Here is a 13,788-nt window from a genome sequence, read left to right on the forward strand (position 1 = left end):
GCATTTGTTTAAAAAATAAGAAAGACCTTGTTTGACAGTGTCAAACAAGGTCTTTCTTTTCAATTATTAGTGTTTACTTATGCAGTCTGGAAAATTGATTCAAACTCTGGACCTTCCACTTTTTCCTTGACCAGTAAAACTTCAGCCAAACCATTTAGCTTGCTGATGTTTTCCTGAAGCAGATCCAGGGTTCTCTGGTAAGCCTGGTCAATGATCTGTTTGACCTCGGTGTCAATAATATTTGCAATATCATTGCTGTACTGCTGAGGCTGACCAGAATTTCCGCCATCATTTTCGTCAGCAAAAATCATATTGGTTAGTTGATCGCTCATGCCATACTTTGTCACCATACTCCGGGCAATCTGATTAACGCGTTGTAAATCGTTTGATGCTCCTGTGCTGACTTCATTTAAAACAATTTCTTCAGCAGCCCGACCACCCAAAGCAATAATGATTTCTTCAATGAGCTGAGATTTGGTATGATAGTTCTGATCTTCAGAAGGTCTGCTGGCAGTATAGCCACCCGCCATACCCGAAGGAATAATCGTGACCCGATCAACATTCCGGGATGATGAAGCAATTTTAATGGCAATAGCATGACCAGCCTCATGATAAGCGGTTAATTTTTTGTCTTTTTCGCTCATCACATAGCTCTTTTTCTCAGGTCCCATCATGACCTTGAAGGCCGCTTCTTTTATGACCTCATTATCAATGAACGATCGATGTCCTCTGGCGGTTAATAAAGCCGATTCATTCAGCAGGTTTTCCAGATCGGCACCGGTGAAGCCCGGTGTGATTCGGGCGACTTCGCCTAATTTAACATCATCAGCAAATGGTTTCCCTTTTGCATGTACGTTTAGTATCTGTTCTCTGCCTCTGATATCCGGCAATCCAACAGTTACCCGTCGGTCAAACCGTCCCGGTCTCAAAAGGGCTGGGTCAAGAACATCTGGCCGATTGGTAGCGGCCAGAATGATGACGCCTTCATTGATACCAAAGCCATCCATTTCGACCAGTAATTGATTCAAGGTCTGCTCTCTTTCGTCATTTCCGCCGCCCATACTACCGCCGCGCTGACGTCCTACGGCATCGATCTCATCAATAAATACGATACAAGGTGCACTCTTCTTAGCTTGTTCAAAAAGATCCCGAACCCTTGATGCACCAACACCAACAAATATTTCAACAAAGTCCGAACCGCTGATACTAAAAAATGGTACCCCGGCCTCACCGGAAACAGCTTTCGCCAAAAGCGTTTTTCCGGTACCCGGCGGTCCTACAAGAAGAACCCCTTTTGGTATTCTGGCTCCAAGATCAACAAAGCGTTCCGGAGCTTTGAGAAATTCAACAATTTCTTCCAACTCTTCTTTAACCTCGTCGGCTCCGGCAACATCAGCAAAGCTCACATTTTTTTGATTTTCAACCATTAATTTTGCCCGACTCTTGCCCATTGCCGTTGCACCATTTCCGCCTAAACCGCTGCCTTGCTGACGTTTATTGACAGCGAACCAAACAACCACCAGCATGACTAAGATGATGGACGTCACAATTGAAGACCACCATGGTATTTCTAATGGCTGAGAAATACTGTAAGATTCAATGAGTTGATTTTCCGCAGCCTGGGTAAAACGATCTGAAGCTGACGAAATATCCTGGGGAACCGTGACCTCATAATTCGTGATTTCGCTATTTACATCCAATGCCTTATTAAGCTGAATTTCAGCTAGATCTTCCTGCAATACAATGCTATTCACATTGCCCGACTGAATTTCTGTTAACAGTCTGGAATAATCCATGGTTGAAGGGGCGTTTTTGATTGAACTAAAGATAACCATGCCTGCGATGACTAAAAATATTACAACGTAGATACCCTGATGTTTTAGATATTTCATCATGCCACCACCATAAAACTTACTGCCGGGAACAAACCTTCACGAATCGAATTTTTAAAATTTCCTTTATTACTTACTTGGGACTTCACTCTTATTTGACCAACTTTCCTGATTTCTATTTATTTAAATGAATATTCATTTAATTATTGTTTAAGAAAAAACGTGTTTGCTTTCATGATCTTTATTTCACAAAAACGCCACGCTTAAATTTTTTATTTTTTCTTATTCCTATACTAATAGGGTATCTTTTATCATTTCAATCATTTCATCAAGCAGCTCAGTTCTTTCAGCTTTTGTTTTGCTGTAGTTTACGGCGATTGCTTTTATCGGATAGAAAATCATTGCATACACATTTTCATTGTGATAATTTTTGATGATCTCACGACGTTTTAGATCGGCAATTAAAAGCTTTATATTGAAAAGCCCTTCTGTTTCTGAACAGCCATTGACCAGTGACGGTGAATTGGAGAACTGATCAAGAAAGCTGAAGATATTCTGATTTTCTTCGATATAATCATAATAACTTTGAATCAATGCTTCGATGAGTTGATTTTTATCCATGCCATAATGTACTTTGCTTAGAACATAATGACAGATTTCCTCGGTATACTCCCGGTAAATATCCTGCAACATGACTTCTTTGCTGTCAAAGTAAGTATAAACCGTTGCCGGAGAAACACCAGCTTCTTTGGCGATTTTTGAAATTGAAGTACCGTGAAACCCTTCCTGTAAAATAAGTTTGACGACGGCTTCTTTGATGCTCTGTTCCTTTTCATCGTCTTTTATTCTCATATGCCACCTCTAACCTACTTCTAATAGTAAATGATTGTTCAGTTATTGTCAATTTTCATCTGGAAGGTATTTTTAAAATTTAATAAAACTTGAAACCTATCCATTATTAGCTACTCAGTCAGAAACAGACTTCCTTTTAGTTCCAATAATGTTTCAATCAGCTTTAAAAAGCTTTGGTTGTCCACTGTGAACAATCCCATACCTGGTTCACAAAGTCATCATAGAACTCAGGTTCATGACAAACCATGAGAATTGCCCCATTATATGCTGTCAAAGCCCGCTTCAGTTCGGCTTTTGCATCGGCATCGAGATGATTAGTGGGCTCATCAAGGATCAGAATATTCGTCGGACGATTGAGTAGTTTACACAACCGCACCTTGGCCTGCTCCCCGCCGCTCAGTACCCTGACCATACTTTCAATATGTTTCCTCGTCAGTCCGCATTGGGCCAGTGCAGAACGCACCTCATTTTGAGTAAATCCGGGAAATTCTTCCCATACTTCATTAATGCAGCTGGTCCTGATATTCTGATCCATCTCCTGCTCGAAATAACCGATTTGCAATTTCTCGCCTTGTTCAACGGTACCGTCTATGGGTGGAATCAATCCCAGAATACTTTTCAAGAGAGTTGTTTTACCAATCCCATTGGTTCCCTTTAATACAATTTTTTCTTTCCGCTCCATCATTAAAGTCAAGGGTTTAGACAGGGGCTCATCATAGCCGATGACCAAATCAAGGGTCTCAAAAACCCGGCGGCCGGTCGCACCGGCTTCTTTGAAATGAAATCGGGGTTTGGGCTTCTCTGAGGCAAGCTCCAGGATATCCATTTTATCAAGTTTTTTCTGTCGGGACATGGCCATATTCCGGGTCGCCACCCTGGCCTTGTTTCTGGCAACAAAGTCTTTTAAATCCGCTATTTCATTTTGCTGACGATTGAAAGCTGCCTGTTCCTGGGACTTTTGGGCTTCCAGCACTTCTTGAAATTTAGCATAGTCTCCCACATAACGGGTCAGTTTCTGGTTGTCCATGTGATAAATAATATTAATCACCGAATTAACAAAGGGCAGATCATGGGAAATCAGAATAAATGCATTTTCATAGTCATTCAGATAGCGTTTTAGCCACTCTATATGCTGCTCATCCAGATAGTTTGTGGGTTCATCCAATAGCAGAATATCCGGTTTTTCAAGCAGCAGTTTTCCAAGCAGCACTTTTGTGCGCTGGCCACCGCTTAATTCGGTAATGTCTTTATCCATGCCGATGTCATTAAGGCCAAGAGACCTTCCGACTTCCTCGACCTTTGAATCAATGAGATAGAAATCATGAAAATCCAATAATTCCTGGAGATCTCCCACTTCTTCTAATGCCTTTTCCAGCTCTTCGGGACTGTCCTCACCCATTTTTTCATAAAGAAAACCAATCCGGTTTTCAATTTCCAGTAAAAATTCAAAGGCGGAGGTCAGGACATCACGGACTGTCATACCCTTTTGTAAAACCGCATGTTGATCCAGGTAACCGACCCGGACATTCTTGGACCATTCCACCTTGCCCTCGTCAGGCATCAGCTTTCCGGTGACAATATTCATGAAAGTGGATTTGCCCTCGCCATTTGGACCGATTAAACCGATATGCTCTCCTTTTAACAATCGAAACGAAACTTGATTATATATTGCCCGATCCCCAAAGCCGTGAGAAAGATTTTCGACATTTAAAATACTCATTTATTCACCATTTCTTTATTTTTTAAATGAAAAACACTTCCAGATTGTTGTTACCAATCAGAAAGCGTCTTTCATATTTTCCAATGATTGTTACTTTTTTATTATAGCATACTCTTTTTTATTGTGCCAGCGCTAAAAGGATGGATTTTCGCGAAAAATATTGGGGAAACAGTCGCTAACCTTAAGAAAATCATCGATGTTGTTATGGCATCAATTTCTCAATGATATTTACAAATCGCGTATTGCTGATGGGATGATGACTAATGATTTTCCCGTTGAATATGATGCCGAAAGTTCCAAAAGGACAGGGAGAATTTTGGGCTGCCTTGGCATCAGACAGATCAATTAATTGAACAGGTAAATGAAATTGATTCTGAGCTGTTTCAATAATCGCGTTGACATTTTTCTCTGTGTAGGGACATTGCGGGGAACGTAAAATGGTTAATCCCTGTCCGTATTTTTCCAGACTGGCCTGTATTCCTTCCTTGAATTTAGGGTTTTCAGCATCTTCATCAAACTTTATAACCATCAGATGGAAATCAGGCTTTGCTTCATCTACTACAGTAAATCTCATTTTAAGAAAAATCAAATCATTTGCCATGAATGAGCCTTTTCGAGTGACAACCGCCACACCTTTCATTCCAGAATTTTGAGCATCGTCGATGCACGCCTGAATTAAAAGCGATGCATAACCTTTTCCCTTATATTCCTTTTTCAGTCCAACATAGAGGCAATGGATAAATAAATATCCATCAGCCTCAACTGGTCGGTGGGCATAATTTCCGGGGATGTATTCGATCATGCCCTGGTAGCCACCCACTTCAGAAACCACTGCCTTGATTCGCAGACCTTTAGGATAATAGCTGTTGAACCACGCGATCTTTTTGCGCAGCTCCAGGTGTTTTTTAATATCCTTATAACCGCACACTCCATAATTGGCAATGTTTTCCGAAGTCAGATCTATAATTTTAAATGCATTCATCCTAACCTCCTGCAAATTTATTATCAGGCTGTAAAACAACCGGATGATCTTATAATCAGTTACACCCTCTTTATATTTATCGCATCATATTTCGCAGCAGCAATTCCTGCAAGACATCACAAACGCGCATTTCCTCAAATTTTACTTTTGGATGGTTACTGGCATAGTAATAATCATTGATGGGACGATAGCCATCCGTCTTCGTTTTTCTTTTGCGAACCACTTTTATGTGATCAGTCACAGCGATTATTCCCACAGCGATGTCTGCATTGATATTCTGGATTAAATTTTCGTATTCAGAAAAATAAGACATATTCTTATCACCTCGCCTTTTTAACATCATTTTTGTGATAAAATCACAGAATCAAGGGTACAAATTTAGTATGATTATTAAATACAAGCATGAAATTTGATAAAAAATAAAGGGGAAATACTATGAAATCAGTAACCTTGCTGACAACAAAAACCTGTCCATACTGCAAAATGGCAAAGGATTTTCTTGTTCAGAATCACATTCAATTTGTCGAAAAAGATATAAATTTTGATGCGGCAGCTCGAAATGAACTCACCCGAAGAAATATTAAAGGTGTTCCGACACTGCTAATTGGCGAAGATGTCGTTGTCGGACTGGATAAGGAAAAAATACTTGAACTGGTTGATCATCGCATTGTCGAATGTCGAAATTGTCATACAAAGCTTCGTGTTCCAACCAATAAAGGTACCACCAACGTGCGGTGTCCCAAATGCAAAAGTAGCGTTGTATCACATTAACCTTCTTTAATTTTAAACCTTTGCTTCGATTAAATCAATCAATATAGAAAACATTTATGCTAATCAAAGAATCAATCAAAAAGGCCGGCCTAATCGCCAGCCTTTAAAATGTTTAGAATTATTTTTAAAAAATAACGCTGGCAGGTTTCTGATTGGATTTTTAATTTTTATTTAAATTAGTTTAGTTTATATAGCATCAGATACTCCTGGTCCAGTTCTTCGATAATTTCAAAACCAACCTTCTCATACATTTTTACCGCATAATTATCCTTTTGAACAGCCAAAGAAGTCTGTTTATACCCGCATTCCTTCAATAATTGAAGCATACTTCTCATAAGGTTTGTGCCAATCCCTTTATTGCGATACGCTTTATAAAGGGAAATTGCGAATTCAGGTGTGGCTGCATCGATATTACCAAATCCTTTTACTGCCCCGGCGATGATTCGAGTCCAGACTGCCCCTACTACTGTTCCATCATATTCAGCAACTAGACAATGGTCATCTTCCTTGCCAAAGGCATCAATAAACACACTTAATTCCGGTTGCTTGATCACTTCCCTTGGAAGTAAATTGCTCTCATCAGTCTGGAAAATAGCTTCATACAAAAAATCAGAAAGCAGTAAAATTTCTTCAGGCCTGATCGCTCTGATAAAATAGTCTTTCATTTAATGCTCCTCTCTTTAACTTTGCAGCCATCGGTCGCATAAATAATCAGCTTTCAGTTTCCAGGATTTTTCGTGCCAGATCAATTGTATCCTTGTCAACTCGACTTGAATTGATAATCATTTGTAAGGCCTGTACAGACATGCCTTCACGAAAAATACGTTTTGCGTGATTCGTTCGTGTTGCTTTAGCAATATCTGTATAATCTTCAGTGAAAGAAATAATACACACATAGCGGCTCTCATTCTTAAAGTTATAGTAATATTTCACAAAAGTTGATTTGCCAACGTTGCTTAGTGTACCGATCAAGTCCAAATTTAATACCTCCAATAAATAATGCGTTTAATATAGACAGTCGTATTCGATGGAAATATTGTATCATCTTATTGCCACTAATGAAAGATAAAAGCATAAAAACATCCCCGAAGTATTTGAAATTTCGGGGATGTTATATTTGATGTTTTATTTAATTGATGCATCATAAATCGATTGGATCGATTCATCTAAAATGTTATTAAACTCTTCTTCACTTTGATTAACATTGAGACCTTCGGTTAATGCTCTTGAGAAACTTGCAATTAGTTTAGGATTTCTTGCCAGTTTTTCATTTGACTCTTCCCTGGAATATCCTCCGGATAATGCAACTGTTCTTACCACATTTGGATTGGTTATGATCTCTGCATAGAAATTATCAGTTTCCGGAAGGGTAAGTTTAAACATTATCAGACAGGTTGGATCCAATGCTTTCAGGTGCTCGATTATTTCTTGCTTGAGCATGACTTCCGCTGCTTCTTTATTTGGAGTATGAATATCGACTTCCGGCTCTAAAATAGGAACAAACCCTGCGGCTGCAATGACTTTACCAATTTCAAACTGTTGGTCAACAATTGCTTTTATTCCTATTTTATTTGCCTCTTTTATGACTGAACGCATTTTAGTGCCAAAGATATGGCGTTCTTTGGCATGAAGGAGCAATTCATCAAGATTGGGAATAGATTTCATTAATTGAACACCATTCTCTAAATCTAATAAACCCTTGTCTACTTTTAGAATGGGTAATATTCCTTTGGTTTCCCATAGATAATCGGCACTGTATTTCCCATCTACCTTTGAATCCATTGTTTTTTCAAATAGAATTGCCCCAAGAATTCTTTCTTTGGTAAAAGCCGGGCTTTCCATAATCCTTGAACGCATTTTATGAACCAATTCAAACATCTCTGCGTCATCAGTATAGGCTTCTTTTTGAATTCCATAAATCGCAAGTGCTTTTGGAGTGCTGCCCCCGCTTTGATCCAGGGCGGCAATAAAACCGTTATCATTTTTCATTCGTTCCAGCTGTAACCTATTCATAAATAATACCTCCGCTTATTTTGTTTCTATTGTATTATACACCTTTTTAAAGCTTTTAACACTATTCTTAAGTTAAAGGACAAGATAATTTTATTTAATATGTATTCGTTTCCAGATTTAACAGATGATTTCCCAATAGGCGAGTTGGATTGATGCGATTTATCTGGGTTTTGATGCAGTCTATTCAATGAAAATCGCTGTAATACTGTTCTGATTATTACTATTTATTTCGCTGTTGCTTTGATACTATTATCATTAAAAGAATAACCCTTAAACAACCCAGACAAAGACGTCGATAATATTTCGACGTCTTTGTTGTTTTTTGAATAGATCGCCAAAGGCGACTCTTCAAAGCTGCAGAATATTGAAAAAAAGGAGATCCAGATAATGAAATCAATCAATGATCGTTCGCAGGATATCGGTGCCTTCATTTCCCAATTCGATGACGCCACCGTCATCTGCCGTTGTGAAGAAATCACAAAGGGCGAAATTCGCCAGGCTGTCCACGATGGGATGTTCACCATTAACGAAGTTCGGCGTTACCTCCGACCGGGCATGGGACTTTGCCAGGGTCAGACCTGTGGCAAGCTTGTTAGAGTCATCGTGGCCCGGGAGTTAAATGTCACCTCGGCGCTATTGGACCCGGCCACCAGCCGTTCGCCCATGCGTCCGGTTGAAATGAAAGTGTTAGGAAATGAAGAGGTGAACCATGGCTAAGCAAACAGATGTTATTATCATTGGCGGCGGCATTATTGGAAACGCCACTGCTTACTACCTTGCTAAAAAAAGCGCTTCTGTCACCGTTCTTGAAGCCAGTAAGGACATCGGCATCGGCGGTTCTTCCCGTAATGGCGGCGGTGTCCGTCAGTCCGGCCGGGATACCCGGGAACTTCCGTTGGCCATGTGGGGCATCAAAAACCTCTGGCCGGGACTTTCCGAGGAATTGGGGGTGGATGTGGAATACACCCAAAAGGGCAACCTGCGCCTAGGAAAAACCGAGGCCCATAAAGCAATCCTTCAGGGCCTAACCGACAAGGCAGTGGCCTGCGGCCTGGATGTTCGGATGATCGACGGCGATGAAATTCGTGCCATCAACCCCTTCCTTTCCGACGAGGTCAGCTGTGCCAGCTGGTGCCCCACCGATGGCCACGCAAATCCCTTGACGGCCACCCTGGGTTATTATAAAAAAGCCCGGGAATTAGGAGTCCGTTTTATCACTGAATCCCCGGCCATCGAGCTGCGAAAAATAAAAGGAGTCCTAAGACAGGTGATCACCCCCAACGCCATCTATGAAGCTGATAAGGTTCTGGTCGCCGCAGGCTATGACAGCCGAAAACTGTTAGCCACGGTGGGCATCGATATTCCCATGATTCCCATGAAAATGGAATGTCTGATTACTGAAGCCGAACCGCCGATGTTCTTACAAATGCTGGGCACCGCCGAAGCCGACTTCTACGGCCATCAGACCAAACATGGTTCTTTCGTTTTTGGCGGTTCTTCGGGATTTGAACCCTATAATAAAGATAATGGCACCCCGATCTCCAGCAGTATTGGTGCCTCCTGTACCTGTCGGGGCATTATGAAATACTTCCCAGCGCTCGAAAGCGCAAAAATCGTTCGTGCCTGGGCTGGCTGGCTTGATGAATGTGCTGATAAGGTTCCGGTTATCAGCCCGGTAGAAGAAGTTCCCGGTTTGTATATTGCCTGTGCCTTTACCGGTCATGGTTTCGGCATCGCCCCGGCTGCGGGTTATAACATCGCCGAAATGATTGCCGACGGCCATTCCACCATTGATCTGTCGGCCCTACGCTATGACCGGTTTAAGCCTAAACAGTAGAAATCCCTGATTCTGAGAATTTCCAACGGGCTTTTTATAAAAATGATTTTTTCTGAAAATTTGTGCCGTTTTTTACTATTTTTAAATTCAATCCATGGTATATTGTATACATAAATAAGCAATGCAATCTCATATAATTAATTAGACAAGGACGTCGAAACCTAAGTTTTGGCGTCCTTGTTTTTTTATTTGCTATTACGGTTGCTGGCTCTTATTAATATTCTAAACATTCCATTCAGATCAGAAAGGAAGCATTAGGCTTAGGGTATTTACTATGATTGATATTATCCCGGGGTATGGAGCATTTGCGTCATCCCCAAAAGAAAAAATCATCGTTCCTGAACAACCCTTAATGGTTCAGCATGCCCAGGGCTATGAATCCCTTGACTACAGAGCCTATGGCATCTCCCATTTTTATCGATTCCGGGTCACCCAGGAAATGTTGGAGAAAGCTACCATCGTTCCCGATGGCACAGTGGATATCATCTTTCGGTGCAATCAGGATCGTCTGGATGTATCCTGCTATGGCGCTGTTCTTAAAATGCATACCATTGACTATGCTTCCGTTTTCCATCTGGACGATAACATCTTCGGCATCCGCTTCCTGCCGGGCAAGGCCTTCTTACCCGGAGGCTATCCCATTGGAAGCCTCACTGAGTCTTCCCTTCCATATCCGGAAATATGCGGGGATCAAGTCATGATGGAAGGCATCACCCAGACGAACGATTTCAAAGAACAGATTCAATTGTTCTTAAATTCGTATATTCCGGAATATCAGAACTATTACAGTCCCGGGATCCGGCCTTTCAGCTATCGTATGGTGGATGCAATCACCAATGTCGATGGCATTATCAATGTGAACGAACTAAGTCATACCATCGGCTATACCCCAAGATATATCAACCGACTTTTTAATCGGGATATTGGCCTGTCCCCCAAGACCTTTTCTAAAATCATTCGTTTCCAGAATGTCTTGCTGGCGCTGAGGAAGGATCAGCAGGTTTCAGCCATTGCGGCGAACATGGGCTATTATGACCAGTCTCATCTGCTCAAAGATTTCAAACAATTCACAGGAATATCGCCCATGAATTATCGCAAGTCAATGGTTAATGGTACGGCACTTCGGATTTAAAGATAGCCTGCCAAGGCCTATTTATAGAATCAAAACAAAGCAGGAAAATAAGTTCATCCGAGTTATTCAATAAAAATTTAAAATAAAAAACTATTTGGAGGTTTTATTATGAAATTACCAGGAATTGATTTATTGTATTTAAATGAAGCAGATATGATTAAGGCCGGTGTCGACGATGTTGTCGGGTGCACCGATTGTATGGAAGAATTGTTAAAGCTTTTGGATAAGGGCGACTACCGTATGGGTGGAGAAAATGGAAATTCGCACGGTAGCATGATTACTTTCCCTGAAGAACCGGAATTCCCCAATATGCCTAAAAATGGCCCGGATCGACGGTTCATGGCCATGCCGGCCTATGTCGGCGGTAAGTTCGATGTCGCCGGGATGAAATGGTACGGCTCCAATGTTGAAAATCGTGATAAGAACCTGCCCCGATCCATCCTGATGATGATGCTAAACGATAAGGACACCGGCGCACCCTTGGCGTTGATGTCTGCTAACCTGCTCAGTGCTTACCGTACTGCAGCGGTTCCTGGTGTCGGTGTAAAAAATCTGGCTGTTAAAGATGCCAAAGTCCTTGGAATCGTCGGACCGGGAGTGATTAACTCCACCGCCATTGAGACCTTTGCCGGCCTGAGACCTTCGCTGACAACCCTTAAAATCAAAGGCCGCGGCCAGGCTTCCATCGATCGATGCATTGAATATGTGAAGGAAAAATGTCCACAGTTCACCGAGATTATTGTCTGTGAAACATTGGAAGAGTGTGTCCGTGGCTCGGATATTCTCAGCTTCGCTACCTCTACCCCCATGGGAGCCGGCCCTTCGGCCTACCCCTTCGTTGATGCCGAATGGATCAAGCCTGGTGCCCTGTTCTGTCTTCCGGGTTCGGCAGATTTTTCAGACGAGTTCATCCAAAGCGACAAAACCAAGCTGGTAGTGGACAATATTTCCCTTTATGAAGCCTGGGCTGAAGAATATCCCTATCCCACCTACAATATTGTGTATATCCTCGGTTCCAAATTTATGGATATGATCCACGATGGCAAGCTTGAAAAAACTGATATTCACGATTTAGGAGCCATCTTAAACGGCAAGGTTCCCGGACGTGAAAGCGACGACCAGATCATCCTCTATTCTGTCGGCGGCATGCCGGTGGAAGATGTGGCCTGGGGTAAAGAAGTTTACGACTATGCCCGAAAGAACAATATTGGGATCGACCTCAACCTTTGGGATAAACCAGCTTTGTACTAAAATCTAAATGATATAGAAAGAGCCACGGGATGTCCCGTGGCTCTTTGCTTTTCTAAAGCAATTAAACTTATATTTTCAGCGTGGTGGTAATATTTTACAGATCGACAATTATATTTATATTATATTGAGTTTATTTCAATAACATCAGTTGCCATTAATATAACATCATCTATGGAGTATCCGTGGATACTTTCAAAGTTTGAATAATTAGTTCTTATCTTTTTATAGAGCTTTTTTGTGTATTTCATTCTAAAAGGAAGCTGTTTTTCAATTTTTTTAATATATTCTTTGCTATACAGGTTATGGTTTTGTGAAATTGCTTCAAAAATAAGAAGAACCAGGTTTTTCTTTAAGAAGATTTTCATTTTATTGGATTCCTCATCGATGAAGCCCACATCTGAATCGTCCATTACTTTATTGGAGAAATCAAATAAAGCATTGGTGATATTATCTAAAGGCCATTTTTCTGAAGTAACCGAGAACATAGTCATATCTCCATTGTTCAAATCTTCTTTGGCATCCTGTAAATCATCACAAAACTGAAGCAGTGCACCAAAGGCAAATGCAAAATCCGCCTGAGATCCAGACAGGTTTCCATTTACTAAATAGGCATCGGCAAGTACTGAGGCTCCGCCTTTTTCAGTGCTTATGCCTAAAACATCCCTTTCGTACGGTGAAATCATACCATTATGCTGGGCAAGACTTTTGCATTGAGCATCATGGATGCATAAAAGACTTTCATATAATTCCTTAAAAATAGCCCTCGGGTATTGACCCTCAATGATACCAACCAAATCAAACAAATCTTTTTCGTAAGCGTTTCTCGATTCTATTTCTTCGCCTGCCAACCTTAATCTGAATTTCCTATTAATATATTCTTTGTCCTGAAAAGATATTTCGGTACTGTCTAAATAATTATCCGTGTAAGGATAAAGCATACTGTAAGCAAAAACAGATGGCGTATATTCCACTTTTAGATTAAAAAGAACTTGGAGTATATTCATAATCCAAATATTTCTGAGGGCTTGGACCATTTTATCCAATTTTATATCGTTGTTAAAGGCTTTTACATTACCGATAAACGCATGTGTGATGATCGGCAGTGATTTTGCGAAATCACCATTAATTTCTTCTTCGGTAAAGCCTGAATGATGCCCAAAAGTTTTTATCATAGACCACAAAGTATTCTTCCAATCAGCTCGTTGATCTTCCTTTTCAGGGCACTGCTTAAGGTGAGAAAACAGGTCATTCAAGAACTTATTCATAGACTTTTCGCGTACAATTTTTTCTTGAATACTAATTTCTTTGCCCAGGACAGGAAAATACTTATCAGTATCCCACCATCGTCTGATATATTTAATTTTAAGCTTTTTTATCATTGTATCCACAGATAAGTTT

14 protein-coding genes are annotated in these 13,788 nt (G+C 40.8%); 5 read left to right on the plus strand and 9 right to left on the minus strand.

What is annotated here, in order from left to right:
- Window positions 1-77: 77 nt before the first annotated feature.
- From ftsH to AKG39_RS04720, 5 genes are all read right to left on the minus strand, one after another.
- Entirely contained in the window at window positions 78-1,892 is a 1,815-nt protein-coding gene (gene ftsH, locus AKG39_RS04700; protein ID WP_050739213.1) for an ATP-dependent zinc metalloprotease FtsH, read from the minus strand.
- Between the two features lie 228 nt (window positions 1,893-2,120).
- Window positions 2,121-2,684, minus strand: coding sequence for a TetR/AcrR family transcriptional regulator (locus AKG39_RS04705; protein WP_050739214.1), 564 nt, complete (start codon window positions 2,682-2,684; stop codon window positions 2,121-2,123).
- A 163-nt stretch (window positions 2,685-2,847) separates the two neighbouring features.
- Window positions 2,848-4,404 carry an ABC-F family ATP-binding cassette domain-containing protein gene (locus AKG39_RS04710; protein ID WP_050739215.1) on the minus strand — a complete coding sequence of 519 codons (1,557 nt, stop codon included), beginning with the start codon at window positions 4,402-4,404 and terminating at the stop codon, window positions 2,848-2,850.
- A 202-nt stretch (window positions 4,405-4,606) separates the two neighbouring features.
- A complete protein-coding gene (locus AKG39_RS04715; RefSeq protein ID WP_050739216.1) occupies window positions 4,607-5,386 on the minus strand; it encodes a GNAT family N-acetyltransferase in 780 nt (259 codons plus the stop codon).
- A gap of 76 nt (window positions 5,387-5,462) precedes the next feature.
- Window positions 5,463-5,699 carry a hypothetical protein gene (locus AKG39_RS04720; RefSeq protein ID WP_050739217.1) on the minus strand — a complete coding sequence of 79 codons (237 nt, stop codon included), beginning with the start codon at window positions 5,697-5,699 and terminating at the stop codon, window positions 5,463-5,465.
- A gap of 122 nt (window positions 5,700-5,821) precedes the next feature.
- Here AKG39_RS04720 and AKG39_RS04725 point away from each other — a divergent pair, with 122 nt between their 5' ends.
- Window positions 5,822-6,157, plus strand: coding sequence for a glutaredoxin family protein (locus tag AKG39_RS04725; protein ID WP_050739218.1), 336 nt, complete (start codon window positions 5,822-5,824; stop codon window positions 6,155-6,157).
- A 176-nt stretch (window positions 6,158-6,333) separates the two neighbouring features.
- Here AKG39_RS04725 and AKG39_RS04730 read toward each other — a convergent pair whose 3' ends face one another.
- The 3 genes from AKG39_RS04730 to AKG39_RS04740 all read right to left on the minus strand — a co-directional run bounded on the left by AKG39_RS04730 (window position 6,334) and on the right by AKG39_RS04740 (window position 8,170).
- Window positions 6,334-6,822 carry a GNAT family N-acetyltransferase gene (locus tag AKG39_RS04730; RefSeq protein ID WP_050739219.1) on the minus strand — a complete coding sequence of 163 codons (489 nt, stop codon included), beginning with the start codon at window positions 6,820-6,822 and terminating at the stop codon, window positions 6,334-6,336.
- 46 nt (window positions 6,823-6,868) lie between these two features.
- Window positions 6,869-7,135, minus strand: coding sequence for a hypothetical protein (locus tag AKG39_RS04735; RefSeq protein WP_050739220.1), 267 nt, complete (start codon window positions 7,133-7,135; stop codon window positions 6,869-6,871).
- Between the two features lie 147 nt (window positions 7,136-7,282).
- Window positions 7,283-8,170, minus strand: a complete 888-nt coding sequence (locus tag AKG39_RS04740) for a fructose bisphosphate aldolase (protein WP_050739221.1) — start codon at window positions 8,168-8,170, stop codon at window positions 7,283-7,285.
- Window positions 8,171-8,557: 387 nt separating this feature from the next.
- On the opposite strand from AKG39_RS04740, the gene AKG39_RS04745 reads away from it, so the two are divergent.
- From AKG39_RS04745 to AKG39_RS04760, 4 genes are all read left to right on the plus strand, one after another.
- Entirely contained in the window at window positions 8,558-8,887 is a 330-nt protein-coding gene (locus tag AKG39_RS04745) for a (2Fe-2S)-binding protein (protein WP_050739222.1), read from the plus strand.
- Entirely contained in the window at window positions 8,880-10,007 is a 1,128-nt protein-coding gene (locus AKG39_RS04750; RefSeq protein ID WP_050739223.1) for an NAD(P)/FAD-dependent oxidoreductase, read from the plus strand. The genes AKG39_RS04745 and AKG39_RS04750 overlap by 8 nt, the downstream gene beginning before the upstream one ends.
- A 274-nt stretch (window positions 10,008-10,281) precedes the next feature.
- Window positions 10,282-11,139 (plus strand): helix-turn-helix domain-containing protein, encoded by an 858-nt coding sequence (locus tag AKG39_RS04755; RefSeq protein WP_050739224.1) that lies wholly within the window; start codon window positions 10,282-10,284, stop codon window positions 11,137-11,139.
- A gap of 108 nt (window positions 11,140-11,247) precedes the next feature.
- Window positions 11,248-12,390: a tyramine oxidase subunit B gene (locus tag AKG39_RS04760; protein WP_050739225.1), complete on the plus strand. Its 1,143-nt coding sequence runs from the start codon at window positions 11,248-11,250 to the stop codon at window positions 12,388-12,390.
- Window positions 12,391-12,509: 119 nt separating this feature from the next.
- On the opposite strand, the gene AKG39_RS04765 is transcribed toward AKG39_RS04760, so the two are convergent.
- A complete protein-coding gene (locus AKG39_RS04765) occupies window positions 12,510-13,769 on the minus strand; it encodes a hypothetical protein (RefSeq protein WP_126981215.1) in 1,260 nt (419 codons plus the stop codon).
- Window positions 13,770-13,788 lie beyond the last annotated feature (19 nt).

It is taken from the genome of Acetobacterium bakii (assembly GCF_001263355.1).
Classification (GTDB): Bacteria; Bacillota; Clostridia; order Eubacteriales; family Eubacteriaceae; genus Acetobacterium; species Acetobacterium bakii.